This is a genomic window from Roseixanthobacter psychrophilus, assembly GCF_043195195.1.
Classification (GTDB): domain Bacteria; phylum Pseudomonadota; class Alphaproteobacteria; order Rhizobiales; family Xanthobacteraceae; genus NCEH01.
On sequence record NZ_JBAFWT010000013.1, the window covers coordinates 14,926 to 41,389 of the forward strand.

Consider the following 26,464-nt stretch of genomic DNA (forward strand, 5'->3'; position numbering starts at 1 on the left):
CACTCCGGCGTAGCCCTGAAATAAATCAGCGAGCGCCTGTCGGCGGTGCTTTGACGGAGTACTCACCGCGTGATTCAGGTTTTCCTACTTGTACTTGGCGCCCGGTTGGTGCGGCGCCGGTGGTGGGTTTTGGCGCTGACGGGCGCACTCTGGCTGACGCTCGGGCTGCTGTTCTTCGCCGATGCCTTTATCGACGAGATCCGCATCCCCCCCACGTTCTTCGCGCTTCCATTGCTGATCGATGGCAGTGCATCGCTGGTCACCTTCTTGGGCGGGATCGGCGGCACGCGGCCGTTGCGGCTTGCCAAGGGGCTGGTGTTTCTGGTCATCGGCCTGCTGCTGATCGATGCGCCCTGGCACAGCGACATGATCATCGGCTTCCTCGTCGGCGGGTTCCTGATCGCCGACGCGACGCTGCGGGGGGTGAGCGCGGTGGTCGTGCGTTTTTCAGGTTGGCGCATGTCGCTGGTCGCCGCCGGCGTGGAATTCCTGCTGGGCCTGTGGTCGCTCGTTCCCTGGCCCACCCAATGGCAGGCGGAAGTGGGCGCGGACGTTGGGCAATTGATCATGGTCTCGGGCTTCGGCATATGCGCGCTCGCCCTGCGCATCCGCCATCTGCCGGAGGACATGCCGATTTCGACGATCCTCAGCCGCGGCTGGCCGCGCATGGATTGGAGCAATGCGCTGCAGTCCGGCGCCACGGCGGCGGACGGCCAGCCGATGGAGGAGACCGAGCGGGACACGGTCATCGTCCATGTGTGGACGCCCACGGGGCATATGGTCTCGCTCAACCACGGCGTGAGCCGCTATATCGCGGCACGCGATGAGAAGGGCATCATCTCCACCGGCCATGCCGCGCTGGAGCTGCCACCTGATGTCTATATCAGCCATTATCCGGGCCAGGAGATCGACCGCTCGCCGAGCGATTTTTCCCGCGTGCTGCGGGCGACCTCAGACAACGACGTGTCGGGCGTGTTTCAGCCGAGCTACGTGCAAGAGAGCGCCGATTGGTGCCCGTCCACGTTCGAGGTCCGCCTGGCCGGGCTCAATGGCGCGGCGGTGCGGGAATTCTGGACCCAGTATCGCTGCGATACCACCTACAACCTCACCAACCGCAATTGTTCCAGCGTGGTGGCGAAGGCGCTCGACGCCGGGGTAGAGGGTGTGTTCGAGGAACAGGCGCGCTCGTTCTTATTCGTGCTGCGTCTGGCCTTCAGCGTCGAGTTGTGGATTGCCGGCATGCTGCGCCATCGGGCGGGGGCCATGGCCTGGACGCCTGGCCTGGTGCTGGACTATGCCCGCGCGCTCTCCGTGCTCATCGGACCGCCCCGCTTGGGACCCGTCAGAACCGATGTCGGGGTCGCCCGGCACCGCTAGCTGAACGCAGGGGAAAACGGCTCGCACAAGGCGCTTGTGCAGAGTGGCCCAAGGGCCGGCGGACCGGCCCTTGGGATCAAGCGCTCTGCGCGATCAAACCGTGCGGCGGGTGGTCTCGAACAGGAACCACGCCCGGCGCTCGGCCTCGTCGATCCAGTTTTCCAGCAGGCTGGCCGTGGCGACATCCTCGTTTTCATCGCATAGGCCGTGAACCTCCCGCATGGAGGCGACAAGCTGCACGTTGTCGTCGCGTAGTTCGCTGAGCATGTCCTGCGGGGTCACGAACTCCGCGTCATTGTCCAGCAGGCGCTGCTGGCGGGCGATCTGGCCGACGGACTTGAGCGTGGTGCCGCCGATCTTGCGTACCCGCTCGGCGATCGGGTCGGTCATGGCGAAGATCTGGTCGCTCTGCTCGTCCAAGAGCAGGTGATAGTCGCGGAAATGCGGGCCCGACATGTGCCAATGGAAGTTCTTGGTCTTGAGATAGAGCACAAACACATCCGCAAGCAGGGTGTTCAGCGCGCCGGTGATGTCCTGCACCGCGTTGGTGGAGAAATTGCTGCGGGTCTGCAGCGCAGCCGTGACCCGCGACTTGACGGACGGCTTCGCCTCCTCCTTCCCCTTCTTGGGTTTCTGCGGCTGGGACTTTGCGTCACTCATCTGACAGCTCCTGTGGTCTGAGGCGGCATCGGCCGGCCTCACGTGGGAAACAGGGGGCACGGCCGGCGCGGCATGCGGCGCGTCGGGAAGCGCAGGGACGGAAACGCGGCGCGCGGCCTATGCGTACATCGATGCATTCTCGCCTCTCCGCGTGTCGCGCCGCCAAAAGCTAACAAGTCCACATCTACGGCCAAGTTCCATCTCCTGCATAGGCAGGACCCATGCAACTCTTCTCTTCCGCAAGGTCAAGCCGGCGCTGCCGGTTTTCACGCGGTTTGTATATCTGCCTTGGTTTTAAATACTTAGCCGACATGCTAGCCGTGTTTACGTAGTTTCCGAGGCTGTTGCAGTGCACGCGGCATCGCTAGGTTGCCGCTGCATTGACGGGCTGCTTGGCCAAGCGCCCGCCTTGCTCGCCCCGTTCCCGTGCACGGCGTGAAGCCGGGTGTGAGGCACGATCGCTGGTGGAATCCGTCCCCTGCGCAGTATCAGGCGCGATCAATGCAACCGTTCGGCCGGGCCTGGCGTAGACTTGCAGGACTCGGCACATATCTGAAGGCGAGGCGAACATGCCAGAGACGGTCCTGAGGCTTGTCAGCGATACGAATGCGCCCTCCGCTACTCCCTCCCCGGCGGCGCCTTCCGGGCAGCCCACATCGCAACCGCCCGCACCGTCACGACCGCCCGCACACGAGGTGCCGCTGGAGCCTTCCGTGGACAGCGCGTGTCTCGATCACGAGGGCCTCTGCCTGTTCGACCGGCGCGTCGGAGCGGCCGTCGCCGAGATGACCGGGGGGCTGTCACCCGCTGCCCTTACGCTCGCCTATACCGATTGGGCGCTGCATCTTGCCTCGGCGCCCGGAAAGCGCACGGAGCTGGCGCTGAAAGCCATGTTCGGTGCCCGCGAATTCGCCGCCCACCTGCTCAATCCGGCGGCGCCGACGACCTTCGAGGCTGCGGGCCCGGTGACCGGCGACGAGCGCTTCCGCAGCGAGGGGTGGACCCGCTGGCCCTATTCCATCTGGCGCGAGGGATTTCTGCGCACCCAGCAATGGTGGCAGGAAGCGACCAGCAACGTGCCGGGCATGGCGCCGCACCACGCCGACGTGGTTTCCTTCACCGCCCGGCAGCTTCTGGACATGGCCTCGCCGGCCAACCTGCCGTTCGCCAATCCGGATGTGGCGCAAAAAACCATCGATAGCGGCGGCGCGAACCTGGTCGCCGGCGCGAAGAATTTGATGGAAGATCTCGCCCGCAAGCGGGCTCACAAACCGCCTTTGGGCGTCGAGGACTTCAAGGTGGGCCGCGACGTTGCCGCGACGCCCGGCAAGGTGATCTACCGCAACCGCCTGATCGAACTGATCCAGTACAGCCCGGCAACCGAGAGCGTGTACCGCGAGCCGGTGCTGATCGTGCCGGCCTGGATCATGAAATATTACATCCTCGACCTCTCACCCAACAATTCGCTGATCCGCTACATGGTGGGGCAGGGGCATACGGTGTTCGCCATTTCCTGGCGCAACGTCACCGCCGAGGACCGCGACCTGAGCTTCGAGGATTACCGCCAGCTCGGCGTGGCCGCGGCGCTGGACGCCGTCAACGCGGTAGTGCCGGGCGAGCGCATCCACGGTGTCGGCTATTGCCTCGGCGGCACGCTGCTCACGGTCGCGGCAGCCGCGATGGCGGACGCAGACGATGCTCGCCTCGCCTCCATGACTCTGTTCGCCGCCCAGACCGACTTCACCGAGCCGGGCGAGCTGGAACTGTTCATCGACCATAGCCAGGTTGCCCTGCTGGAGGACATGATGTGGGACCGCGGCTATCTGGATTCGAGCCAGATGGCCGGCGCCTTCCAGTTGTTGAAGTCGAACGACCTCGTTTGGTCCCGCATGGTGCACGATTATCTCATGGGTGAGCGCTATCCCATGAACGACCTGATGGCCTGGAATGCAGATGCCACCCGCATGCCCTACAAGATGCATTCGGATTATCTGCGCAAGCTGTTCCTGAACAACGACCTCGCGTCCGGCCGCTACGTGGTGAACGGCCATCCGATCGCGATCCAGGACATCCGGGTGCCGATTTTCGTCGTCGGCACGGAACGCGACCATATTGCCCCATGGCGCTCGGTCTATAAGATCCACTACCTCGCCGACACCGACATCACCTTCGCGCTGACCAGCGGCGGGCATAATGCCGGCATCGTCAGCGAGCCGGGCCATCCGCACCGTCAATTCCGCCTCCGCCACAAGGCCTCCATGGACACCTGCCTCGGACCCGACGAATGGTTCGCCGACACGGTGCCGGAGGCCGGGTCCTGGTGGCCCGCGTGGCAGGGCTGGCTCGCCCGCCAGTCCTCGCCGGGCCTTGTGTCTCCTCCGCCCATGGGGGCGCCGGGTGCGGGCTATCCTGCGCTCGCCGACGCTCCCGGCACCTATGTCCTGCAAGCGTGAGAGCCAAATGAACGCGCCCCTGCTATTGAACCGCACGTTCGACGAGTTGAACGTGGGTGATTGCGCCTCGCTCACGCGAATGGTCACGAATGAGGACATCGAGCTGTTTGCCGCCGTCTCGGGCGACGTGAACCCGGCCCATCTCGACAAAGCCTATGCCGCCACCGACATCTTCGGCCACGTGGTGATCCACGGCATGTGGACCGGGGGGCTGATCTCGACCTTGCTTGGGACGCAGCTTCCGGGGCCGGGCACGATCTACCTCGCGCAGGACCTGCATTTCCGCAAGCCTGTGGCCCCCGGCGATACCATCACCGCCACCGTGACGGTGCTGGAGAAAAAGCCGGAGAAGCGCATCGTCCTGTTCGACACGCGCTGCACCAATCAGACCGGCGCCGACGTGCTCACCGGCACAGCCACCGTGATCGCGCCCGCGGAGAAGCTCTCCCTGCCGCGCATGGCGGTGCCGGAAGTGCTGCTGCGGGGCGGCGAGCGTTATTCCGAATTCGTCCAGCGTGCCCGTTCCCTGCCGCCCATGATCGTCGGCGTGGTCCATCCCTGCAGCACGGAAGCCATCCAGGCGGCGGTCGAGGCGCGCGACGAAGGCCTGATCGAACCTGTCCTCATCGGCCCCGAGCACAAGATCCGCGCGGCCGCCGAGAAGGCCGGCGTTTCCCTTGCCGGTCTGCGCATCGTATCCGTGGAACACAGCCATGCCGCGGCCATGCGCGGAGTCGAACTCGCCACATCGGGGGAATGCGCGGCGCTCATGAAGGGCAGCCTGCATACCGACGAACTGCTGGGTGCCGTGGTCGCCTCCGGCTCCGGCCTGCGCACCGAGCGGCGCATCAGCCACGTCTATGCCCTCGACGTGCCGTCTTATCCCAAGCCGCTGATCGTCACCGACGCGGCCATCAACATCGCACCAACGCTGCAGCACAAGCGCGACATCTGCCAGAATGCCATCGACCTGCTGCACCGCCTTGGCATTCCCGAGCCGCTGGTCGCGGTTCTGGCGGCGGTGGAGACGGTGAATCCGGACATGCCGGCGACACTCGATGCGGCGGCGCTTACCGTGATGGCGGCGCGCGGGCAGATTACCGGCGCAAAGGTCGACGGGCCGCTCGCCTTCGACAATGCTATCAGCCTCGACGCCGCGCACATCAAGCAGATCGTCTCCCCCGTCGCCGGGCAGCCGGACATTCTGCTGGTGCCCAATCTGGAGGCGGGCAACATGCTTGCCAAGCAATTGATCTATCTGGCCGGCGCCGATGCGGCGGGGCTTGTGCTCGGGGCGCGGGTACCGATCATCCTCACCAGCCGGTCGGATTCGCTGAAGGTGCGTCTCGCCTCGGTGGCTCTGGCAAAACTCTCGGTCGCCGGCCAACCCCATCTCGATGGGGTGACGGTGTGAGTGACCATATCCTCCTGACCTTCAATCCGGGCTCGTCCACCTTGAAGCTCGGCCTGTTCGCGGTGGCGGACGACCATGCCCGCCGGCTCGGCAAGGGCATCATCGACCTGCACCACACGCCCCTGACGCTGAGCGTCAGCGAGGGTGGGCAGGTGACCGACATTCCGCTGATGTCCGCCGTCACCGAGGATCTGCGCGAAGTGATCGACGAGACGCTCCGCTGGCTGGTGGAGCATTTCGGCGTGGCCGGCCTCACGGCCGTCGGCCACCGGGTGGTGCACGGCGGCGACCATTTCGGTGGCCCTGTGCTTGTGGACCACGAGGCCTTCGAGGCCATCTGCGCCCTCACGCCGCTCGCGCCGTTGCACCAGCCGCAGAGCGTACGTCTCATCCGGGCGCTGCATCACCTGCGCCCGGACCTGCCTCAAGTGGCCTCATTCGACACCGCCTTCCATCGCACCCAGGCCGATGTCGTGCGCCGCTTCGCCCTGCCGCGCGCGATGTTCGACGCTGGCATCAAGCGCTATGGCTTCCATGGCCTGTCCTACAAATACATTGCCGGCCAGCTCGGGCGGCACGATCCCACCTGTGGCGGCCGGGTGGTGGTGGCCCATCTCGGCAGCGGCGCCAGCCTGTGCGCGCTGGCCGGCGGTATCAGTCGCGACACCTCCATGGGCTTCTCGACCCTCGACGGCATTCCCATGTCCACCCGCTGCGGGACATTGGATCCGGGCGTGGTGATCCACATGCTGAAGCAGGAGAAGCGTCCGCTCGAAGAGGTGGAGGACATTCTCTACCACCGCTCCGGCCTGCTGGGCGTTTCCGACATCAGCGGCGATACCCGGGCCCTGCTCGCCTCCCATGCGGAGGAAGCGCGCGAGGCGATCGAACTTTTCGCCTTCCGCATCGCCCGGGAAACGGCGGCGCTGGCCAATACGCTGGGCGGGCTCGACGGCTTCGTCTTCACCGCTGGCATCGGCGAGCACCAGGGTGCGATCCGCAGCGCTGTTGCCGCGCATCTCGGCTGGCTCGGCATGAAGCTCGACCCCGAGAGCAATGCCGCCAACGCGGCGCTGATCTCCACCCTCGACAGCAAGGTTCAGGTCTTCGTCATTCCCACCGACGAGGAACAGGTGATCGCCGACGAGGCGGTCCACATCATCCAGCGTCTGGAGCCCGTGCGATGAGTGCCGTTGTCGACCTCACGGGAAAGCGCGGCCTCGTGGTCGGCATCGCCAATGCCGAGAGCATCGCCCACGGCTGCGCCCGCGCCTTCCATGCCGCGGGTGCCGAGCTGGCGGTGACCTATCTCAACGAGAAGGCGATCCCCTATGTGCGGCCGCTGGCGGAGACCCTGGAGGCGTCCATCATCGTGCCGTGTGACGTGCGCATTCCGGGCCAACTGGAGGAGGTGTTCGCCACCATCGACCGGCAATGGGGAAGCCTGGATTTCGTGTTCCATTCCATTGCGTTCGCCCCGCGCGAGGACCTGCACACAAGCTTGGTGAACTGTTCCGCCGAGGGCTTCGCCATGGCCATGGACGTGTCGTGCCATTCCTTCATCCGCATGGCCAAGCTCGCCCTGCCGCTGATGAAGACCGGCGGTTCGCTCCAGACCGTGAGCTTCTTCGGCAGCGAGCGGGTGGTGGACAATTACAATCTCATGGGTCCCGTGAAGGCGGCGCTGGAATCCACCGTGCGCTATCTCGCCGCCGACCTCGCGGAGGCTGGCATCCGCGTCCATGCTCTCTCCGCAGGCCCAGTCCAGACCCGCGCCGCGTCCGGTATCGATCGCTTCGACGAATTGCTTGACAAGGTGCGGACCCGCACCCCGGCCAAACACCTTGTCAGCACCGAGCAGATTGGCAAGGTGGCGGCGTTCCTGGTGAGCGAGGCGGGGGCGCCGCTCACCGGTTCTGTGGTTTATGCGGACGCGGGCTTCCACATCGTTGCCTGACGGGCGAGGGGGTTCCGGGACGCCATGGCTTCACAGGAAAAACCGTTCTGGAGCCTGTCCGTCGATGCCATGCTGAGCGGCCTTGGCTGCACGGCGGACGGCTTGAGTGCAGCCCAGGTCGAAGAGCGGCGTGCCCGCTTCGGTGCCAATTCGGACAGCCAGCCCAAGAAGATCGGTGCGGTCCGTGCCGTGATACGGCGGCTGCTGGAGCCGCTCTCGCTGATCCTGCTGGCGGCCGGCGCGGTCTCGGTGGCGACCGGAGATGCGGTGGGCGGGACCATCATCCTCGCCATCCTCAGTCTCTCCATTATTCTCGACACGGTACAGGAAGGTCAGGCGCTGAAAGCCGCCGAGATGCTGCGCTGCTCGGTCGCCGTGAAGGCGGAAGCCCGGCGCGACGGCGCATTTTGCGATGTGTTCGTCGCAGATTTGGTGCCGGGCGACCTGGTGCGCATCCGCGCCGGCGACATCATCCCGGCCGATGCGCGGGTGCTGGAGGCAAATGCCTTCACTTGCGATGAAGCAGCTCTGACCGGCGAGCCCTATCCGGTGCGCAAACAGCCGGGCATCGTCGCCTCTTCCCTGGCGGGGGAAGCCGACAATGCGGTGTTTCGCGGCGCCGTGGCGCAGACCGGGGAGGCTTTGGCGCTGGTGGTCCGCACCGGCCGCGACAGCCTGTTCGGTGAAGCCGCGTCAGCACTCGCGGAGGTGCAGACCCCATCGCCGTTCCAGCGGGATCTGCATGCCTTCGGGCTTTTGACAGCGCGCCTGACCCTGGCTTTGGTATTGCTGGTGTTGACAGCGCACATGCTGTTCGGCCGGCCGGTGCTGGAATCCCTCATGTTCGCGGTGGCGCTTGCGGTGGGCCTGACGCCCGAGCTGCTGCCCATGATCACCACCGTGACTCTGTCGCGCGGGGCCCTGCGCATGGCGGCGCGCAAGGTGATCGTGAAGCGCCTGGCGGCGATCCATGACCTCGGCGCCATGAACGTGCTGTGTACGGACAAGACCGGCACGCTCACCGAAGCCCACATCACGCTGGCAAAAAGCCTTGATCCCTCCGGCGCCGAAGACCCGCGCGCCGCCACGCTCGCGGCGCTTGCGGCCCGCCTCGGCGGTGATCGCGGAGCGCTCGACGCCGCTCTGCTGGAATGTCGCCCGGATGCGGCGACGGGCTGGACGTTGGAAGAGGTGCACGCCTTCGACTTCTCCCGCCGCATCGGTTCGGTGTTGGCGAACGGGCCGGAAGGCCGGCGTGTGATCGTAAAGGGTGCGCCCGAGGCGGTGCTGAAACTCTGCACCATGCGACGCGACGGGGCTCCGCTGGACGAGACCGCCCAGGGGCGGGCGCATGCGCTGGTGCAGGCTCTGGCGGGAGATGGCCTGCGGGCGGTGGCGGTGGCCTCAAAGCCCTGGGGCGGTGCGCCGAGCGACTTTACCGTGGCCGATGAAATCGGCCTGGTATTCGAGGGTCTGTGCGCCTTCGCGGATCCTCCCAAGGCCACCGCAGCCGCCGCCATCGCGCGGCTCGCGGCGGCTGGCGTGCGGCTGAAAATCCTCTCCGGCGACGATCCGGTGGTCGTCAAGCGCCTTGCCGGGCTGGTCGGGTTGAATGCCGACGAGGTTTTGTCCGGCGCCGATGTCGCGACCCTCAGCGATGCGGCGCTCGCGGTGCGGGTGCGGAAGGTGGACGCCTACGGCCGCCTGTCGCCGGATCAGAAGTCGCGCATCGTCAAGGCGCTGCAGGCGCGGGGCGCGGTGGTCGGCTTCCTCGGCGATGGCATCAATGATGCGCCAGGCCTAAAGGCCGCCGATATCGGGCTTTCCGTGGCGGGTGCCACCGGGGTCGCCCAGGCGGCGGCGGACATGATCCTGCTGGAAAGCGATCTCGGCGTGGTGGCCGACGGGGTGGAGGAGGGGCGGCGCACCTTCGTCAACATCCTCAAATATGTGCGGATGGCGGCCAGTTCCAATTTCGGGAACATGCTCTCCATGGCGGCGGCGTCCCTGTTCTTGCCGTTCCTGCCCATGCTGCCGACCCAGATTCTGCTCAACAACCTGCTTTACGATCTCTCGGAGATCGGCATCCCGTTCGATCGGGTGCGGGCCGAGGCACTGGCGCGGCCGCAGGTATGGGACATGTCGGGATTGGTGCGGTTCGCGGCCATTATGGGGCCGCTGTCCTCGGTGTTCGACCTGCTCACCTTCGGCGGTCTGATCTTCCTGTTCAACGCGACGCCCGAGGCGTTCCGCACCGCCTGGTTCCTGGAATCCATGGCGACGCAGATCCTCGTCATCTTCATTATCCGAACCCGGGCGCGCCCTTGGGCGGACCTGCCCCACCCCCTGCTTGCCGGCTCTTCCCTCGGCGCGCTGCTGGTGGCGATGGCGCTGCCCTTTACGCCGTTCGGCGCCTGGTTCGGCTTCGCCCTGCTGCCGCCGGCCATGTTGGGTGGCCTCGCTTTGCTGGTGGTCGGCTATCTCGTCATGGCCGAGGGACTGAAGCGCTTCGCCATGAAGAAGGGGTAGGCGGATCTGCTTTCCCGAAGGCGGCACGGCGTGTCGCAAACGCGATTCCCTGTCGGAAAGAAGGAAGCTATAGGAGCGCAGGCCCGCGCGGCGGGCATCCATCTCTCGGAGAACGCCATGAAGACGCGCGCTGCGGTCGCCTGGGAAGCCAAGAAGCCCCTCACCATCGAGACCATCGAGATCGGCGGCCCCAAGGCGGGCGAGGTGCTGGTGGAAATCATGGCCACCGGCGTATGCCACACCGACGCCTATACGTTGGACGGGCTCGATTCCGAGGGCAAGTTCCCGGCTATTCTCGGTCATGAGGGCGCGGGCATCGTGCGCGAGCTGGGCGCGGGCGTGACCTCGCTGAAGGTCGGCGACCATGTGATTCCGCTCTACACGCCGGAATGCCGCCAGTGCAAGACATGCCTCTCGCAGCGCTCGAACCTGTGCACCTCGATCCGCGCGACCCAGGGGCAGGGCCTGATGCCCGACCGCACCAGCCGCTTCTCCTGCGATGGCGGCGAGATTTTCCATTACATGGGCTGCTCGACCTTCTCCAACTTCACTGTCCTGCCGGAGATCGCGCTCGCGAAGGTGCGCGAGGATGCCCCGTTCGACAAGATCTGCTACATCGGCTGCGGGGTCACCACCGGCATCGGCGCGGTGGTCTATACCGGCAAGGTGTGGCCGGGCGCGAACGTGGTGGTGTTCGGCCTCGGCGGCATCGGCCTCAACGTCATCCAGGGCGCCCGCATGGTGGGCGCCGACAAGATCATCGGCGTCGACATCAATCCCGCCAAGGTGGAGATGGCGAAGCGGTTCGGCATGACCCATTTCGTCAACCCGCGCGACGTGGGGACCGACAAGGTGGTCTCCGCCATCCAGGACCTGACCGACGGCGGCGCCGATTTCTCCTTCGACTGCACCGGCAATGTGGATGTGATGCGCCAGGCGCTGGAATGCTGCCATCGCGGCTGGGGCACCTCCATCGTCATCGGCGTGGCGCCGGCGGGGGCGGAAATCTCCACCCGGCCGTTCCAATTGGTCACCGGGCGCAATTGGCGCGGCTCGGCCTTCGGCGGCGCGCGGGGCCGCACCGACGTGCCCAAGATCGTCGACTGGTACATGGAGGGGAAGATCCAGATCGACCCCCTGATCACCCACACCATGCCGCTCGAAGAGATCAACACCGCCTTCGACCTGATGCATGCGGGCACGTCGATCCGCTCGGTGGTGCTGTTTTGATGGAAACTCTCTCGCGGGCGAAGGCGTTCGGCGGGGTGCAGGGTGTCTATCGCCATGCCTCAGTGGAAACCAAATGCCCCATGACCTTCGCGGTCTATGTTCCGCCACAGGCGGAACAGGGTCCCGTGCCCGTGCTGTGGTATCTCTCCGGCCTCACCTGCACCCATGCCAATGTGATGGAGAAGGGCGAATATCGCCGCGCCGCCGCCGAGCACGGCATCATGATCGTATGCCCTGACACCTCCCCGCGCGGCCCCGATGTGCCGGACGAGCCGGACAATTGGCAGTTTGGTTGCGGCGCCGGCTTCTATGTGGATGCGACCGAGCCGCCTTACGCCGCAAATTACCGCATGGCGTCCTATGTGGGCGAGGAACTTCCCGCTCTCATCGCGGCGAATTTTCCGGCCGATATGGCCCGCCAGGGCATCTTCGGTCATTCCATGGGCGGGCACGGCGCCCTGACGCTAGCCCTGAAGACTCCCGGCCGGTTCAAAAGCTGCTCAGCCTTCGCCCCCATCGTCCATCCCATGGATGCGGGATGGTCGCGGCCGGCCTTCGAGAAATATCTTGGCCCTGACGAGGCCGCGTGGCGCGCCTATGACACCTGCGCCCTGATCAAGGATGGCCACCGCTTTGCTGAATTCCTGGTGGACCAGGGCGCGGCGGACAGCTTTCTGGAGGACGGCCTGCGGCCCTGGCTGCTGCAAGCGGCCTGCGCCACGGCCGGCATCCCCCTCACGCTGCATATGCGCGAGGGGTATGACCATTCCTATTATTTCATTTCCAGTTTCATGGCCGACCATGTCGCCTGGCACGCCGCGCGCCTGAAGGTCTGATTTCGCGCGGCCGGTCTTTGAAAGACGCGAGGCGCCCGCAAAAAATGGCGGCGCCTCGCGCATGCGGCGGTCAATATCCAAGGCTCGGATCGACCCGATTCAGCACCTCGCGCCCCTCGCGCACGCGGCGGATGTTCTCGGCGATCTGCGCCGCCGCCGACTTGGGAATGGCGATGGACGCCAAGTGCGGCGTGATCAGTACGTTATCCATGGCCCATAGTGGGCTTTCCGGCGGCAGCGGCTCGTGGGCGAACACGTCGAGCGTCGCTTCGCCGATCTGGCCCGATTGGAGCGCGGCAATCAGGGCCGGCTCGTCGACGATCGGGCCGCGCGCAACATTGATGAATTTCGCGCCATGCGGGAGTTGGGACAGGCGTTTTTCGTCGATAAGGCCCCGGGTTTCGCCGGTGAGCGGCAGCATCACCACCAAGATCTCGCATTCCCCAAGGAAAGATTCCAGCGAATCGATGCCGTGGAAGCAGGTGATGCCGGGCAGATCCTTCGGCGAGCGCGACCAGCCGCGCACGTTGAAGCCTTGGCGCGCGACTTCCTGCGCCGCCATGGCGCCGAGTTCGCCGAGGCCAAGCACTCCGACTGTAATCTCGTCGGCCGTGCGGGGATGGACGTAGTGCCAGCGGTGCTCTTTCTGGGCCCGCTCGAAGGTGGGTATGTTTCGGGCGTGGCGTAACACCGCGAACAGGACAAAGGAGGCCATCATTCGCCCCATGTCGGGGTCGGAAACGCGGGTGATGGGCACATCCGGCAGATCGTCCCGCGCCACCAGGGCATCGACCCCGGCGCCGAGGTTCACCACCAGCTCAAGATTCGGAAATTGCTGGAAAAATCCGTGCGGAGGCTTCCAAACGAGGGTGTAGCGGACTTCCGCAGGGTCGCCGGTATCCGGTGCAATGCGCACGTCGAGGTCGGGCATGTGGGCCCGCAGCGCCTCCGCCCATGGGGCGGCGATGTCGACGCCGCTGTAGAACACCAATGCCCGTTCCGTAACGCTCATGCGTACCCCCGAATATTGCCGGTAAATAGCCTGCTGCTGCGTGACCCGCCACTGCGAGTTGGGGCAGTTTCGCGCCAGCCTGCTACCCAGGAGTGCGTCGCAGGAGACCCGGTAACGAAACTTTTCGTGCGGAACGCGCACGATGGGAGGATAGTGGTGCCGGTGAGGTAGGCACGCCAAGGACGGAATTCGGGTCTTCTCATGGAGGGGCATATGCCCGATCAAACCAATATCGATGCCGTTACGAAGGTTACCCTCGCGGCTCTGCTCAATCTGATCCGCCTCCTTGGGGCGGAGATGGTCGCAGGGAAGCATCGCGACGATGTCGACCACCTTGAGCGGGCTCTGCGCGCCAAGCTCAATTTCGTTCAGGAAGGCGCCTCGGAAGAGGACGTTGCGGCAGGCCTCGCGCTGGCCCACCAACTTTTGACGCCGGTGCTGCGGCAGATCCGCGCCCAGGCTGCTCTTGCACAAAAGGTTGCGCCGATGCGCGCCCCCGATGCCGCGCAGGATCCCGCGCTCTCCGCGGTCAAGACGACCTCCAAGGCGCGTATGGCCAAGGCCAAGCGCGCCAGCCTGAACTGAGCCTTTTCGGGTCGGACGAAGGAAACGAAAAAATTCTGAAATCGGTGGAACCCGATTTGCTGGCCCGCGTTCTCAGGATATCACCGTCCCCCAACGGTGACCCCCAAGGCCCCGCTCTCTTCCCCCCGGAGAGCGGGGCATTTCTTTTTCAGCTTGCCTGTTCGGCGATGCTCGCCATCGCTCCGCTGCCCTGCGGCGCGGGTGCGGACAGCCGCTCCGCGCCTGCCACCAGTTCATGGATGAACTGCAGCTTTTGCGTCACCGGAAGCGAGAGTACGAACGGGTAGAGGTCGGGTTGCCCCATAGACCGATTGATTGAGTTCACGGCCACGGTCAGCGGCACGAAAGCTTCGACCAGTTCTGCCGCATCGCTCGCCTGATAGGGCTTGAAGTCCACATTAAGAGCAAGCCCGGCGTTCTTGCGCACCTTTGGCTGAAGCTTGATGCCGAAGGCCCCTGCGGTTTCCAGCGCGTCCACCATATGGAGGTAATGCGCCCAGGTCTCGGCGAAATCCTCCCACGGATGGGCGGTGGCATAGGAACTGATGAAGGCATCCTGCCATCCGGCCGGGGGGCCGTTGTCGTAATGGCGTTGGAGGGCGGCGCCGTAATCCTGGCGGTCGTCGCCGAATATGGCGCGGCACGCGTCCAGCTTCTGACCGTCGCGGACCAGCCGATCCCAGTAATAATGCCCGACCTCATGACGGAAATGGCCCAGCAGGGTCCGGTACGGCTCCTTCATGCTCGTGCGGCGCAATTCGCGCTCGGCATCGTCCGCCTCGGCGATATTGATGGTGATGACACCATTGTCGTGGCCCGTGAGCACGCGTTCCTGGTCGCCGCTCGGCATGGTTACGTCGGCGAGAAAGTCGAAGGCGAGGCCGCTTTCCGGCTCTTCCGTACGGTCGGGCATCGGCAGGCCCCAGCGCAGAAGGGAATAGAACAGATGGTGCTTGGCCATTTCCATCTTGCGCCAGCGCACCAGGTTCTCCGGGATCGAGAGGTCCGGCACCGTGCGATTATGGCGGCATGCTTCGCAGGTGGTGCGGCCGGCATCCGCCGGGATCAACCAGTTGCAGGCGTCATATTGGGCATTGTCGCAGAACAGATAGGGGCGGCTGCGGTCGGCGAGCGCGGTCCAGGCCGTGCCGTCATCCGGTTCCACCGCCGATATGGTGTGCCGTTCCGGCAGGTAGCCCAGGCGATGGCCGCAATTCATGCACACCGTATTGTCGAAGAACACGGGATTTCGACAGTTCTGACACTCGAACAGCTTCATGGCGGGTCTCGAACGGTCTGGAGTGGAGACAGACGTGCGCACGCCGCCGCCGGCGTCCGCTGTAAAGGACGACGCAGCCATGCTTCTGTTCCAATCGCAAGCGGCTTGGGGCGGTTCGCCGCATCTCGTGCTCAAAGACGACACCGACCGGCAGCTCAGCCGATGATCGGATCCTGCACGTTTTCGGCTTCAGCTTCGGTGATGGGGCGCGGTTCTTCCGGCATCAGCGAACCGGCGGCCGGACGGAACATGACCGACACTCCGAGGATCACTGCGGCAACGAGGATCAACGGATAACACAGCATGGCCCAGCCCAACGAGGCGCGCAGCGTCAAGTGGCCGAACACGCGCAGGCCGATGCCAATGCCGGCGGGGGCCATCGCGAAGCTGAGCACGCTGAACAGGAAGCGCGCGGCGCCGCGCGCCTTGGCGTCCTTGGAAGAAAGCGCTTTGCCCGCTTCAGCTGCCATCTGGTACTCCTGGGGCCGATGCGTCGGTGCGGGCCGTGAGGGTGTTTATGCTGCCGCGAGCATGGCACCAATAAGGCCAGCGCCCTGATCGTGCCGGCGCGCGGTAGCGCCTGCTTTTCAAGGAACCGATTTGTGCTTAGACCTCAAGATCTGGGTTTTCGGGACGCACGATGATGAAGTTGTTTGGGCGCGCGGTGCGGCTTCCGAGCCGGGTTGCGGAAGTGGGGTGGCTGTTCGACCAGAACAAGGGCACCTTCATCTGGGAGGCGCCGCGCAAGGTGGTGCGGGAGGAGCAGGCGGTCCGGCACCCCAAGTCCGTGCGCTATTGCCCGGCCGTCATCGACCATGACGCGCGCCTGTTCGAAGTGGTCTCGCCGATCGACATGCATCTGCGATTCCATGTGGACGAGAAGACCCGCGTGCCGAGCCTGGTAAACGCGGCCGGGGATCAGTCAAACATCCGGGCAAAGCACCTCGGGCAGATGATCAGCCTCGTCTCGGCAAAGGAATGGCGGCATCCGGAGCGGCCGATCCTGCAGCTCATGACGCCCTATGTGTTTGTTGCCGACGAGCCGATCTACATCAACCAGCTCCCGCCGTTCAATCATTACCGGCCCAATCCGCTGCCGGGGGTGCTGATTAGCGGTCGCTTCCCGATCGAGAACTGGCCGCGCCAGCTCATGTGGGCCTTCGAGTGGTTCGAGCCGAAAAAAGACATTGTCATCAAGCGGGGAGAACCCTTGTTCTATGCCCGTTTCGAGACCGTGGACCCCTCGCGCCCGATCCGCATGGTGGAGGCGGAGATGACGCCGGACCTGCGCAACCATATCGATGCCATGTCCGGCGTAACCAATTATGTGAACAGGACTTTTTCCCTGTTCGACGTGGCGCGCCAGCGTCGGCCGAAGAAGCTGCTCACCAAGAAGGGCTGAGCGGCCCGGCGGCGCTCACAGGCTTTGTGTTTCACGTGAAACAGGCCCGCGGGCGAAGAAGAACCGCGTGGAGAACGCAAGAACATTGCCTTTGACGCGCAATGTTCGGCAAGTTCCGGCGAACTTCGTCATACCGAAGTTTTTGTCCCTCCGGAGGGGTGCGCACTTGCCCCCTCACCCGCCCGCAAGCGGGCGACCTCTCCCCCTCGGGGAGAGGTCGGGCCGGAGGGGTGGCCAAGCGGGATCCAAGACAGATCCCGCGCCGCGCCCGCTCAGGCGATGGTGAGGCTGATGCCCGCGACGCCATCGACGCCGCCTTCCAGCACGTCGCCGGAGACGGTGGGGCCAACACCCGCCGGGGTGCCGGCGAAGATCAGGTCGCCCGGCTCCAGGCGGAACAGGGTGGAGAGGGTGGCGATCATTTCCGGCACCTTCCAGATCATCTGGTTGAGGTCGCCCTCCTGCCGCAGCTTGCCGTTGACGCTCAGCCACACCCGGCCGGCATCGGGATGACCGATGCGGTCGGCCGGCACCAGAGCGGAGCAGGGGGCGGATTGTTCGAACGCCTTGCCCACTTCCCACGGCCGGCCCAGCTTCTTGGCTTCGCCCTGCAGGTCGCGGCGGGTCAGGTCGAGGCCGACGCCATAGCCATACACGAGGTCCAAGGCCTCGCTGACCGGCACGTCCTCGCCGCCGCCCTTGAGCGCCACCACCATCTCGACCTCGAAATGCAGGTCGGCAGTGCGCTTGGGATAGGGGATGGTGGAACCGCTCGGGATCAGATTGTCCGGGTTCTTCTGGAAGAAGAAGGGCGGCTCGCGATTGGGGTCGTGCCCCATCTCGATGGCGTGGTCGGCGAAATTGCGCCCGACGCAATAGATGCGATGGACCGGGAAGAGATCTTGCGATCCCGCAACGGCAAGGCTTGGAACGGCGGGGGCGGGGATGACGAAGGCCATGGAACGCTCCTTCAGAGGCCCCTCCGCTTAAACGCGGCTCCGGCGTTTGGAAAGAGGCGCGGCGCCCCGGAACATCAGATCCGGGGCGCCGCCCCTACGTCATGTCGCGCAAGCTTTATTCGGCGGCGGCGGTGAGGCCGATCGGGCACGAGACGCCGGTGCCGCCAAGCCCGCAATAGCCCGCGGGGTTCTTGGCGAGATATTGCTGGTGATCCTCTTCGGCGAAGAAGAACGGGCCGGCATCGCCGATCTCGGTGGTGATGGGGCCAAATCCCTTGGCTTTCAGAGCTTCCTCATACGCCGCCTTGGAGGCTTCCGCCTGCGCCTGTCGCGCCTGGTCGGTGACATAGATGCCGGAGCGGTATTGGGTGCCGATATCATTGCCCTGGCGCATGCCCTGGGTGGGGTCGTGGCTCTCCCAGAACACCTTCAGCAAGTCCGCGAAGCTGACCTTCGCGGGGTCATAGACCACCAGCACGCCTTCGGTGTGGCCGGTGCGGCCGGTGCAGACTTCCTGATAGGTGGCATTGGGCGTGGCGCCGGCCACATAGCCGACGGCGGTGACATAGACGCCCGGCACCTGCCAGAATTTGCGCTCCGCGCCCCAGAAACAGCCGAGCGCGAATACCGCGGTCTCCAGGCCTTCGGGATAGGGGCCCTTCAAGGGCTTGTGATTGACGAAATGCTCCCGCGCGGTCGCCAGCGGCTCGGCGCGGCCCGGCAGGGCCTCGGTGGGGGAGGGAAGGTTCAGCGACTTTTTCGACCAGAACATGGCGGCTCCTCGTCTGCGCCGCACCGCGCCTCACAGGGCGGGCGCCGGGCGCTCAATGGGTGAAGGAGGCCGTCGCGACCGCCTGGAACGAGCCGGGCTGACCTTGCGCCCGCAGCTCGCCCGGCACGGGCTCGCACGTCTCGATGCCCAATATGGGGTGTGCGGGCCGTTTTCGCGAGGGGGCAGGCTGCGCCCGACGCCAAGTGTCAGTTTGCCAGGAAGCGGGAGCGCTGGCGCACCCGGCCGAGGGCGAGCAAGGCAAAGCCGACGATGGCGAGCAGCAGGAACAGCGGCAACCCCAGCACCGGCACCGCCGCATCGCTCCAGGCGAGTGGCGAAAGGGCGGCGATCTTGGCCTGCGCGGCGGCGAAGGTGGTGGGAGACAGGGCGGTCCAGGCATCCTGGGTCGAGGTGAGGATCAGCCGGCTGGATGCGATGGAGCGGGTTCCATCCACCACCAAAGCGACAAAGCCGCCGGCCAGGACCCAGAAGCCGAAGAAGCGGAACAGGAAGCGGAACATCGCGTCTCGCGCTGGCACGCCCGGCGCGGGAGGCGCGCGGTTCGATGTTCCTTCCTAGCGCACTCGGCGGTGGGGTTGAACCAGGACGCGCGCAAAAGGCGACCGACAAAAAGTGGAGGGCGCCGATTCGTGACAACAAGGCCACTTGAAGCGGAGGCCGAGGTTTGCTCCAATCACCCCATGAGTACGGGCCTCATCGAGATACGTCGCGCGAAGCCCCAGGACGCCCCCGCCATCGCGGACGTTCATGACAGCGCTTGGCGTTCAGTCTATCGCGGCCTCATCCCCGGCCTGGAGCTGGAGCGGATGGTGGAGCGGCGCGGCCCCGCGTGGTGGGAACAGGCCATCGGCCGAGGCAGCCGCGTTTCCGTGCTGATCGCCGGCGAGGGCGTGGTGGGCTACACCAATTACGGCGGCAACCGCGCCAAGAACCTGCCTTATGGCGGGGAGATCTACGAAATCTATCTCAAGCCGGTCTATCAGGGCCTTGGCTTCGGCCAGCGCCTGTTTTCCGCCGCGCGGCGGGATCTGACCCTTGCCGGGCTGAATGGCCTCGTTGTCTGGGCGCTGAAGGACAATGCCGGCGCGGTGGGCTTCTACGAATCGCTCGGTGGGCAACCGGTCGCAGCCTCCATCGAGCGCTTCGGTACGAAAACCCTGGACAAAGTCGCCTTCGCTTGGCAGCGGTAGCCGCGCCGTCCGTTCAGGGCGCGAGATCCATAGCTTCAAGTGAGTGGCCACATGCGCATCGACGCCATCAAGATCGGCAAGAATCCGCCCGAAGAAGTCAATGTTGTGATCGAGGTGCCGATCGGCGGTGAGCCCATCAAGTATGAGATGGACAAGGCTTCCGGCACCCTGTTCGTCGATCGCTTCCTTTATACCGCCATGCGGTATCCCGGAAACTACGGCTTCATCCCCCACACCCTCTCCGGCGACGGCGATCCCTGCGACGTGCTGGTTGCCAATACCCGCGCCATCGTGCCGGGCGCGGTCATCGCCGTGCGCCCCGTGGGCGTGCTGCTGATGGAGGACGAGGGCGGCTTCGACGAGAAGATCATCGCCGTGCCGGCCCACAAGCTCACCAAGCGCTACGACAAGGTGATCAATTATTCCGACCTGCCGGACATCACGCTCCAGCAGATCGAGCACTTCTTCACCCATTACAAGGATCTCGAACCCAACAAATGGGTCAAGATCGTGCGCTGGGGCGATGTGGGCGAAGCCAAGGCGCTGATCCTCGAAGGCATCGAGCGCGCCAAGGGCGAGAAGGAGCCGGCGGCGGACTGATCCGCCGATCGGACCGTGTGATCGAGGCCGGGCGGTTTGCCCGGCCTTTTTCGTTTCAGGGGGTCGTCGGCTCAGGCGGGCACCTGATCAGGCGGGGACCAGGACCTCCTGGAGGATCTGGCGAAGTTCCGGCAGGCAGGAGCCGCAATTGGTGCCGGCCTTGAGCCGGGCGCCGATGGCTGCGGCGTCGCGATCGCCGGCGGCGATGGCCTCGGTGATGGCGCCGCGCGGCACGCCGAAGCAGGAGCAGACCAGCGGCCCGCAGGCGCCGCGCGCCCCGGCCCGCCGGCCGGAGAGCAGGATGCGCCGGTCTTCGGGCGATACCGCCTCATCCCCCAGCAGGCCGGCCAGCGCATCCCAGGCCTGCGGGGCATCGGGCGGACCCATCAGCAGCGCGAAGACGAGCCGGCCCGCCGCATCGAAGGCGGCGGTGCGATACTGCCCGCCGGGCAGGTCCATCAGTTCAGCGCGGTCCACCGGCAGGCCGAGGCGCTCCACCCAGGCCGCCCAGTCCTGCGGCTCCGCCGCGCCGGCCAGCCGCCAGCCGAAGCCGCCTTCCAGCCTCGCCCGCGCCCACCACGTGCCCTCCGGCAAAGGCAATTGCGGCAGGCTGCGCGCCAGCAGATAGCCGCGCCCGCGCACCGGGACCGGCGCAAGGGTGGCCGGGGTCGCTTTCAGATCGGGCTGGCCGGAATGGGGATCGGTGCGCTTGTGCACCAGCGCCCCGACGACACCGTGCGAGGCATTGGCATCGCTCCAATGGATCGGCGCGAACAGGGTGCCGATGGGCTGGCCGGCATCGATGCGGACTTCCAGCACCGCCGTGCCATGAGCGGAGGATACCCGCGCCAGAGCGCCCTCCTCAAGCCCCAGCGCGCAGGCATCGGCGGGGTGAACGCCGACGAACGGCGCCTTGACATGGCCGGCGAGGCGCGGGCTGAGCCCGGTGCGGGTCATGGTGTGCCATTGGTCGCGCACCCGCCCGGTATTGAGCAGGAACGGATAATCGGCGCGCGGGGCGGGCGCGGTGGGCAGCGGGGCGCGGAAGCGCGCGCGCCGGTTGGGCGTGAAGAAGCCCCCGTCGGCGAACAGCCGCGCGCGGCCCTCCCGCGTGCCCTGCGGCACCGGCCATTGCACCGGGGCGAGGCTTTCATAGTCGGCGTCGCTCAAGGTCGCGAGGCCGGAAATATCGAAATCGCGCGTGCCTCCATTCTCAAAGCCGGAGAGGGCGGCATGCTCGCGGAAGATATCGGCTGGGCCTTGCCAGGCGAAGGCGCGGCCATGGCCGAGCCGCGCCGCGACTTGCGCGAGCGCCCACCAATCCGGCCGCACCGCGCCGGGCAGGGCGAGGAACGCGCGCTGGCGCGAGATGCGCCGCTCGGAATTGGTCACCGTGCCGTCCTTCTCGCCCCAAGCGGCGGCGGGCAGCAGCACATGGGGCGCGCAGGCGGCGGTATCGTTGCCCACCACGTTTTCCGACAGCACGAACAGGTCCAGCTTGGCCAGCGCCGCGCGCACCTCGCCCGCCTGGGGCAGGCTCACGGCCGGATTGGTGCCCATGACCCAGAGCGCCTTGATCTCGCCGCGCGCGATGGCGTCGAACATCTCGACCGCCTTCAGCCCCTCGGCGGTGGCGATGGCGGGCGCGTCCCAGAACCGGCGCACCCGGTCCACCTCGGCGGGGGAAAAGCCCATGTGGGCGGCAAGCTGGTTGGCGAGCCCGCCCACCTCGCGCCCGCCCATGGCGTTGGGCTGGCCGGTGAGCGAGAACGGCCCCATGCCCGGCTTGCCGATGCGCCCGCTCGCCAGATGGCAATTGAGGATGGCATTCACCTTATCGGTGCCCACCGCCGATTGGTTCACGCCCTGGGAATAGCAGGTGACCACGCGCGGCGTGGCGCGGAACAGGGCGAAGAATTCGGCGACCGCCTCCGGTTCGAGCCCGGTCGCGGCGGCGGTGGCGGCACGGTCCGGAGTTGCCGCGCGGGCCTGCGCGAGCGTCTCGGCAAAGCCCTCGGTGTGGGCATCGATATAATCTTGGTCGAGCGCGCCGGTGTCGGCGAGATGCACCAGCAGGCCGGAAAACAGCGCGGCATCGGTGCCATGGGCGATCGGCAGGAACAGATCGGCCTCATCTCCCGTGGCGGTGCGGCGCGGATCGATGACCACCAGGCGGGTGCCCCGCGCGGCCCGCGCCGCCACCATGCGGCGAAACAGCACCGGATGGCACCAGGCGCTGTTGGCGCCGGTGAGAATGATGAGGTCGGCCGCGTCCAGATCCTCATAGCAGCCCGGCACCGTGTCCGAGCCGAACGCGCGCTTGTGGCCGGCGACCGAGGAGGCCATGCACAGGCGCGAATTGGTATCCACATTGGCCGTGCCCAGGAAGCCCTTGGCCAGCTTGTTGGCGGCGTAATAATCCTCGCTCAGCAATTGGCCGGAGAGATAGAAGGCCACCGCCTGCGGCCCGTGCGCGGCGCGGATGGCGCGGAACTGCTCCGCGATCCGGTCGAGGGCATCATTCCAGTGCGTGCGCGCAAGCGTGCCGTCGGCGCCGCGCATCATGGGATGCAGCAGGCGGGTGTCGCGGTCCAGCGTTTCGCCCAGCGCCGCGCCCTTGGAGCACAGGCGGCCGAGATTGGCGGGATGCGCCTGATCCCCGGCGATCAGCGCGCCGCCCTGTCCATCCGGGGTCGCCTTCACGCCGCAGCCGACGCCGCAATAGGGGCAGGTGGTGGCGATCGCGGGGGCGGAGGGAAGAGCATTCATGTCCGGCCGCCTCTCAATAGACGTCCGCCTGATAGCGTCCGGCTTTCTTCAACTCGGCGATGAAGGCGCGGGCTTTCTCGAGATCCATGCCGCCGTGCTGCGAAGCGACATCGGCGAGCGCGAGTTCCACATCTTTCGCCATGCGCTTGGCATCGCCGCAGATGTAGAAATGCGCGCCCTCCTGGAACCATGCCCACAGCTCCGCGCCATGCTCGCGAATGCGGTCCTGCACATAGATTTTCTCGGCGCCGTCGCGCGACCAGGCGGTTTCGAGCCGCGTCAGGCAGCCGGCCGCCTGCAGGCCCACCAATTCCTCCTCATAGAAGAAATCGCTCTCGCGGCGCTGATGGCCGAAGAACAGCCAGTTCTTGCCGGGCGCCTTGGCGGCCATGCGCTCGTGCAGGAAGGCGCGGAACGGGGCGATGCCGGTGCCCGGCCCCACCATGATGACGCCCTTGGCGGCATCCTGCGGCAGCGCGAAGCCGTGCGCCTTCTGAATATAGGCCTTCAGCCGCGTGCCCTCCGGCACCCGTCCGCCGAGGAAGGTGGAGGCGACCCCGTGGCGCGTGCGGGAGCCCACCGCATAGCGCACCGCATCCACCGTCAGGGACAGCCGGCCGGGGGTGGCCAGCGGGCTCGACGAGATGGAATACAGCCGCGGCTGGAGCGGCTCCAGGCATTCGATGAGGGCTTCCGGATCGGGCCGGATGCCGGGAAATTTCTCCAACGCCGCCAGCACGTCGAGGGTCGCGGCATCGCCGTCGGGATCTTCTCCCGCCGCCAGCGCCTTCGCCTTGGTCTTGCGCGCGCCGCCGGTGATGTAGGAGATCAAATGAAACAGCGCATCGGGCGCCGCGCCGAGGCACACTTCGCGCGCCAGCACGTCGTGCAAGGTCTTCTCATTGATGGGGAAATCTGCCGGCGCATGGAGCGCGGCCAGCACCGCATCCACCAGCTCTGGATCATTCACCGGGAACAGGCCGAAGCTGTCGCCCGCGCGATAATCGATGCCGGAGCCCGCAAGGTCGAACTCGACATGCCAGGTCTCCTTTTCCGAGCCTGCCTTGTTCAGCCGGGAGCGGCCGAGGAACACGACTTCGCCGGGGTTCTCCCGCGTGCCGAGGGGCGCGGCGCGGGCGGCGGAAGGGGGCGGCGCCACCGCCGCAGAAGCAGCAGGGGCCGGGGCGGGCGCGGCGTCCCGTTCGGCGGCGAGCTGCTTGAGCATGCGTAGGGTTTCCTTGCCCCCCGGCGCGCACAGATTGAGCTTGGTCTCCTCGCCCGTGGCGATAGCCTTGGAATAGCTCTCGCAGAGATAGCCGCACTGGCCGCAATCCTGCTGCGCCATGGCCGCCATCATGCGGCGGGGCAGGGGTTTTCCCTCGGCGAGCGCCATGCGTTCGTCGAGCGGCAGGGCGGCGTCATGCCAGGGGGCGCCGTCATCTTCCTCCCCCGCCGGGCCTGCGCCGGCGAGCAGGGCCGCGCTCTCAGCCGGGGAGAGGCTGGTGGCGCCGGCATCCGAGGAGAACACACCGGCGAAGAAGCCGTTCAGCCAGGAGCGCTGCTCGGGCGTGAAGGGCGCGCTCTCCGGCAGGAAGGGCACCACGGCGTTTGGCGCGGTTTGGGGCGGGCGGGTCTGGAGGGTCATTCCGCGGGCTCCGCAGCGACGAGGGATTTCAGCTTTTCCGCATCCGTGCGGCGGGTGAAGGCGGCGAACGGCTCGCCGGCCGTGCGATGGGCGAGCCAGGTTTTCAGCAGCTTCTCCACCAGCACCGGCACCTCTTCCGCCTTCACATCGCGGAACAGCTCCTCGGCGATGGCGGCATCGGTGCCGAACCCGCCGCCCACCAGCAGGTGATAGCCGTCCACCGTATCGCCCTCCTCATTGAGGGCGACGCGCGCGCCGATCAGGCCGATGTCGCCGATATAATGCTGGGCGCAACTGTTGTGGCAGCCGGTGACATGGATGTTCACCGGCTCGCTCAGGGCCACGCGCGGGCCGCAATGGGCGCCGATGGCGAGAGCCGTGCCCTTGGTGTCGGCGGCGGCGAAGCGACAGCCTTTCGAGCCGGTACAGGCGACGATGCCGGCCTGCAAAGCGCTCGCTTCCGCCGTGAGGCCGATGCCCGCGATGGCGGCTTTGGCCTCGTCCACTCGGGCATCGGGCACGCCGGACAGCAGCAGGTTCTGCCACACCGTCAGGCGCAAATCGCCATCGCCCAGGCGCACCGCGAGATCGGCGAGGGCGTGCATCTGCGACGCCGTGATGCGGCCGACCGGCAGGCCGATGCCGATCCAGTTCAGCCCCGCCTGCTTCTGGGGATGCACGCCGAGATGGGCCATGCGGTCCGCCTGCGGGCGCGGCAGCACGGCTTCGGCGGGGAGGCGCAGCAGCTTTTGGCCGAGCTTCTCTTCCACGGCGAGAAGGAATTTCTCGAAGCCCCAGGCGTCGAGCACATATTTCAGCCGCGCCTTCTTGCGGTCGGTGCGGTCGCCGCTGTCGATGAACACGCGCACGATGGCGTCCGCCACGCGGGTCGCGTCCTTGGGCTCCAGGATCACCCCGGTGTCGCGGGCGAAATCCTTGTGGCCGGTGATGCCGCCGAGCGCGAGGCGGAACCACACGCCCGGCTCCACGCCAAAGCCCTCGCGCACTTCCACCGCCTGGAAGCCGATGTCGTTGGTGTCCTCCAGCGCGCCGATGCGTCCGGCACCGTCGAACGCCACGTTGAACTTGCGCGGCAGGCCATACATGGCGCGGGTGTTGAGAATGTAATGGTGCCACTCCCGCGCATAGGGGCGGGTGTCGAGCAATTCCTGCGGGTCGATGCCGGCGGTGGGCGTGCCCGTCACGTTGCGGATATTGTCGCCGCCGGTGCCGCGTGCCGTGAGGCCGAGGTCCACCAGCTTTTCCAGCAAAATCACGCCGTCGGCGGCCGGGATCTCGCGGATTTGCAGATTGGCGCGGGTGGTGACGTCGCAATAGCCGCCACCATGGTCGCGGGCGATATCGGCGATGCCCCGGAATTGCCAATGGGTCAGGATGCCGTTGGGCATGCGCATGCGGCACATGAAGCTGTCCTGCGCCGGGGCGACATAGAACAGGCCATTGTATTTCCAGCGCAGGATGTCCTGCCCCTTGGGGAATTCACCGGCCTGGGCGGCCTCCTTCATGCGGGCATAGCTGTCGAGGCCCATTTCCTCGCGCTTGGCTTTTTCCTCGGGCGTGAGCTTCTTGCCCTCGGCCTCGGTGCGGGCCATGGCCGTGTGGCTGGCGGCATCCGGGCCGGTGGGGTCGGCGGCAGGCGCGGCAGGGCCGGCGCCCGGCACGCGCGCGACGCGGGCCACCTGGGCCCCCGAAACGAAGCCTTCGAGATAGCGCTTCTGGTCGATGGTGAAATCGCCGCCCATGGTTTCTTCTC

22 protein-coding genes are annotated in these 26,464 nt (G+C 66.4%); 12 read left to right on the top strand and 10 right to left on the bottom strand.

Annotation, left to right across the window (positions count from 1 at the left end; all coding sequences use genetic code 11):
- The first annotated feature begins 69 nt into the window (after positions 1 to 69).
- Positions 70 to 1,377 (top strand): HdeD family acid-resistance protein, encoded by a 1,308-nt coding sequence (locus tag V5F77_RS13485; protein ID WP_429005872.1) that lies wholly within the window; start codon positions 70 to 72, stop codon positions 1,375 to 1,377.
- A 93-nt stretch (positions 1,378 to 1,470) separates the two neighbouring features.
- Here the strand turns inward: V5F77_RS13485 and V5F77_RS13490 are convergent, their stop codons facing one another.
- Positions 1,471 to 2,037, bottom strand: a complete 567-nt coding sequence (locus V5F77_RS13490) for a Dps family protein (RefSeq protein WP_429005873.1) — start codon at positions 2,035 to 2,037, stop codon at positions 1,471 to 1,473.
- A 569-nt stretch (positions 2,038 to 2,606) separates the two neighbouring features.
- Between V5F77_RS13490 and V5F77_RS13495 the strand changes: the two genes are divergently transcribed.
- The 7 genes from V5F77_RS13495 (at position 2,607) to fghA (ending at position 12,456) form a co-directional block, all read left to right on the top strand.
- Entirely contained in the window at positions 2,607 to 4,490 is a 1,884-nt protein-coding gene (locus V5F77_RS13495) for a PHA/PHB synthase family protein (RefSeq protein WP_429005874.1), read from the top strand.
- A gap of 7 nt (positions 4,491 to 4,497) precedes the next feature.
- Positions 4,498 to 5,904, top strand: a complete 1,407-nt coding sequence (locus V5F77_RS13500) for a bifunctional enoyl-CoA hydratase/phosphate acetyltransferase (RefSeq protein WP_429005875.1) — start codon at positions 4,498 to 4,500, stop codon at positions 5,902 to 5,904.
- Positions 5,901 to 7,091, top strand: coding sequence for an acetate/propionate family kinase (locus tag V5F77_RS13505; RefSeq protein WP_429005876.1), 1,191 nt, complete (start codon positions 5,901 to 5,903; stop codon positions 7,089 to 7,091). Before V5F77_RS13500 ends, V5F77_RS13505 begins: the two co-directional genes overlap by 4 nt.
- Positions 7,088 to 7,861: an enoyl-ACP reductase FabI gene (gene fabI / locus V5F77_RS13510; RefSeq protein ID WP_429005877.1), complete on the top strand. Its 774-nt coding sequence runs from the start codon at positions 7,088 to 7,090 to the stop codon at positions 7,859 to 7,861. The genes V5F77_RS13505 and fabI overlap by 4 nt, the downstream gene beginning before the upstream one ends.
- 24 nt (positions 7,862 to 7,885) lie before the next feature.
- Complete coding sequence (gene mgtA / locus V5F77_RS13515; RefSeq protein ID WP_429005878.1) at positions 7,886 to 10,390, top strand: magnesium-translocating P-type ATPase; 2,505 nt, start codon at positions 7,886 to 7,888, stop codon at positions 10,388 to 10,390.
- Between the two features lie 117 nt (positions 10,391 to 10,507).
- Positions 10,508 to 11,620, top strand: coding sequence for an S-(hydroxymethyl)glutathione dehydrogenase/class III alcohol dehydrogenase (locus V5F77_RS13520; RefSeq protein ID WP_429005879.1), 1,113 nt, complete (start codon positions 10,508 to 10,510; stop codon positions 11,618 to 11,620).
- Positions 11,620 to 12,456, top strand: coding sequence for an S-formylglutathione hydrolase (gene fghA / locus V5F77_RS13525; protein WP_429005880.1), 837 nt, complete (start codon positions 11,620 to 11,622; stop codon positions 12,454 to 12,456). Before V5F77_RS13520 ends, fghA begins: the two co-directional genes overlap by 1 nt.
- 70 nt (positions 12,457 to 12,526) lie before the next feature.
- Here the strand turns inward: fghA and V5F77_RS13530 are convergent, their stop codons facing one another.
- Positions 12,527 to 13,468, bottom strand: coding sequence for a 2-hydroxyacid dehydrogenase (locus V5F77_RS13530; RefSeq protein ID WP_429005881.1), 942 nt, complete (start codon positions 13,466 to 13,468; stop codon positions 12,527 to 12,529).
- Between the two features lie 213 nt (positions 13,469 to 13,681).
- Here V5F77_RS13530 and V5F77_RS13535 point away from each other — a divergent pair, with 213 nt between their 5' ends.
- On the top strand, positions 13,682 to 14,053 hold the full coding sequence (locus V5F77_RS13535; RefSeq protein ID WP_429005882.1) for a hypothetical protein: 372 nt from the start codon (positions 13,682 to 13,684) through the stop codon (positions 14,051 to 14,053).
- Between the two features lie 148 nt (positions 14,054 to 14,201).
- Here V5F77_RS13535 and V5F77_RS13540 read toward each other — a convergent pair whose 3' ends face one another.
- Positions 14,202 to 15,332, bottom strand: coding sequence for a zinc-binding metallopeptidase family protein (locus tag V5F77_RS13540; RefSeq protein WP_429005883.1), 1,131 nt, complete (start codon positions 15,330 to 15,332; stop codon positions 14,202 to 14,204).
- A 155-nt stretch (positions 15,333 to 15,487) separates the two neighbouring features.
- Positions 15,488 to 15,802 (bottom strand): hypothetical protein, encoded by a 315-nt coding sequence (locus V5F77_RS13545; RefSeq protein ID WP_429005884.1) that lies wholly within the window; start codon positions 15,800 to 15,802, stop codon positions 15,488 to 15,490.
- 170 nt (positions 15,803 to 15,972) lie between these two features.
- Here V5F77_RS13545 and V5F77_RS13550 point away from each other — a divergent pair, with 170 nt between their 5' ends.
- Positions 15,973 to 16,734 carry a hypothetical protein gene (locus V5F77_RS13550; protein WP_429005885.1) on the top strand — a complete coding sequence of 254 codons (762 nt, stop codon included), beginning with the start codon at positions 15,973 to 15,975 and terminating at the stop codon, positions 16,732 to 16,734.
- 272 nt (positions 16,735 to 17,006) lie between these two features.
- Here V5F77_RS13550 and V5F77_RS13555 read toward each other — a convergent pair whose 3' ends face one another.
- The 3 genes from V5F77_RS13555 to V5F77_RS13565 all read right to left on the bottom strand — a co-directional run bounded on the left by V5F77_RS13555 (position 17,007) and on the right by V5F77_RS13565 (position 18,986).
- Positions 17,007 to 17,693 carry a fumarylacetoacetate hydrolase family protein gene (locus V5F77_RS13555; RefSeq protein WP_429005886.1) on the bottom strand — a complete coding sequence of 229 codons (687 nt, stop codon included), beginning with the start codon at positions 17,691 to 17,693 and terminating at the stop codon, positions 17,007 to 17,009.
- A gap of 115 nt (positions 17,694 to 17,808) precedes the next feature.
- Positions 17,809 to 18,465, bottom strand: coding sequence for a peptide-methionine (S)-S-oxide reductase MsrA (gene msrA, locus V5F77_RS13560; RefSeq protein WP_429005887.1), 657 nt, complete (start codon positions 18,463 to 18,465; stop codon positions 17,809 to 17,811).
- A gap of 206 nt (positions 18,466 to 18,671) precedes the next feature.
- Positions 18,672 to 18,986, bottom strand: coding sequence for a hypothetical protein (locus V5F77_RS13565; RefSeq protein WP_429005888.1), 315 nt, complete (start codon positions 18,984 to 18,986; stop codon positions 18,672 to 18,674).
- Between the two features lie 180 nt (positions 18,987 to 19,166).
- Here V5F77_RS13565 and V5F77_RS13570 point away from each other — a divergent pair, with 180 nt between their 5' ends.
- Together V5F77_RS13570 and ppa are read left to right on the top strand one after the other, a co-directional pair.
- Complete coding sequence (locus V5F77_RS13570) at positions 19,167 to 19,676, top strand: GNAT family N-acetyltransferase (protein WP_429005889.1); 510 nt, start codon at positions 19,167 to 19,169, stop codon at positions 19,674 to 19,676.
- Between the two features lie 51 nt (positions 19,677 to 19,727).
- Complete coding sequence (ppa, locus tag V5F77_RS13575) at positions 19,728 to 20,276, top strand: inorganic diphosphatase (RefSeq protein WP_429005890.1); 549 nt, start codon at positions 19,728 to 19,730, stop codon at positions 20,274 to 20,276.
- Positions 20,277 to 20,363: 87 nt separating this feature from the next.
- Here the strand turns inward: ppa and V5F77_RS13580 are convergent, their stop codons facing one another.
- The 3 genes from V5F77_RS13580 to V5F77_RS13590 are packed head-to-tail and all read right to left on the bottom strand — an operon-like array spanning position 20,364 to position 26,453.
- Complete coding sequence (locus V5F77_RS13580; RefSeq protein ID WP_429005891.1) at positions 20,364 to 23,045, bottom strand: nitrate reductase; 2,682 nt, start codon at positions 23,043 to 23,045, stop codon at positions 20,364 to 20,366.
- Between the two features lie 13 nt (positions 23,046 to 23,058).
- Positions 23,059 to 24,690, bottom strand: a complete 1,632-nt coding sequence (locus V5F77_RS13585) for a sulfite reductase subunit alpha (protein ID WP_429005892.1) — start codon at positions 24,688 to 24,690, stop codon at positions 23,059 to 23,061.
- Positions 24,687 to 26,453, bottom strand: a complete 1,767-nt coding sequence (locus tag V5F77_RS13590; protein WP_429005893.1) for a NirA family protein — start codon at positions 26,451 to 26,453, stop codon at positions 24,687 to 24,689. The genes V5F77_RS13585 and V5F77_RS13590 overlap by 4 nt, the downstream gene beginning before the upstream one ends.
- Positions 26,454 to 26,464: the final 11 nt, after the last annotated feature.

Coding starts and splice junctions, on each gene's coding strand:
- V5F77_RS13540 (WP_429005883.1), bottom strand. CDS start 15,332: ATGAAGCTGTTCGAGTGTCAGAACTGTCGAAATCCCGTGTTCTTCGAC.
- msrA (WP_429005887.1), bottom strand. CDS start 18,465: ATGTTCTGGTCGAAAAAGTCGCTGAACCTTCCCTCCCCCACCGAGGCC.
- ppa (WP_429005890.1), top strand. CDS start 19,728: ATGCGCATCGACGCCATCAAGATCGGCAAGAATCCGCCCGAAGAAGTC.
- V5F77_RS13535 (WP_429005882.1), top strand. CDS start 13,682: ATGCCCGATCAAACCAATATCGATGCCGTTACGAAGGTTACCCTCGCG.
- V5F77_RS13555 (WP_429005886.1), bottom strand. CDS start 17,693: ATGGCCTTCGTCATCCCCGCCCCCGCCGTTCCAAGCCTTGCCGTTGCG.
- V5F77_RS13565 (WP_429005888.1), bottom strand. CDS start 18,986: ATGTTCCGCTTCCTGTTCCGCTTCTTCGGCTTCTGGGTCCTGGCCGGC.
- fghA (WP_429005880.1), top strand. CDS start 11,620: ATGGAAACTCTCTCGCGGGCGAAGGCGTTCGGCGGGGTGCAGGGTGTC.
- V5F77_RS13585 (WP_429005892.1), bottom strand. CDS start 24,690: ATGACCCTCCAGACCCGCCCGCCCCAAACCGCGCCAAACGCCGTGGTG.
- V5F77_RS13570 (WP_429005889.1), top strand. CDS start 19,167: ATGAGTACGGGCCTCATCGAGATACGTCGCGCGAAGCCCCAGGACGCC.
- fabI (WP_429005877.1), top strand. CDS start 7,088: ATGAGTGCCGTTGTCGACCTCACGGGAAAGCGCGGCCTCGTGGTCGGC.
- V5F77_RS13495 (WP_429005874.1), top strand. CDS start 2,607: ATGCCAGAGACGGTCCTGAGGCTTGTCAGCGATACGAATGCGCCCTCC.
- V5F77_RS13550 (WP_429005885.1), top strand. CDS start 15,973: ATGATGAAGTTGTTTGGGCGCGCGGTGCGGCTTCCGAGCCGGGTTGCG.
- V5F77_RS13545 (WP_429005884.1), bottom strand. CDS start 15,802: ATGGCAGCTGAAGCGGGCAAAGCGCTTTCTTCCAAGGACGCCAAGGCG.
- V5F77_RS13530 (WP_429005881.1), bottom strand. CDS start 13,468: ATGAGCGTTACGGAACGGGCATTGGTGTTCTACAGCGGCGTCGACATC.
- V5F77_RS13490 (WP_429005873.1), bottom strand. CDS start 2,037: ATGAGTGACGCAAAGTCCCAGCCGCAGAAACCCAAGAAGGGGAAGGAG.
- V5F77_RS13520 (WP_429005879.1), top strand. CDS start 10,508: ATGAAGACGCGCGCTGCGGTCGCCTGGGAAGCCAAGAAGCCCCTCACC.
- mgtA (WP_429005878.1), top strand. CDS start 7,886: ATGGCTTCACAGGAAAAACCGTTCTGGAGCCTGTCCGTCGATGCCATG.
- V5F77_RS13580 (WP_429005891.1), bottom strand. CDS start 23,045: ATGAATGCTCTTCCCTCCGCCCCCGCGATCGCCACCACCTGCCCCTAT.
- V5F77_RS13500 (WP_429005875.1), top strand. CDS start 4,498: ATGAACGCGCCCCTGCTATTGAACCGCACGTTCGACGAGTTGAACGTG.
- V5F77_RS13590 (WP_429005893.1), bottom strand. CDS start 26,453: ATGGGCGGCGATTTCACCATCGACCAGAAGCGCTATCTCGAAGGCTTC.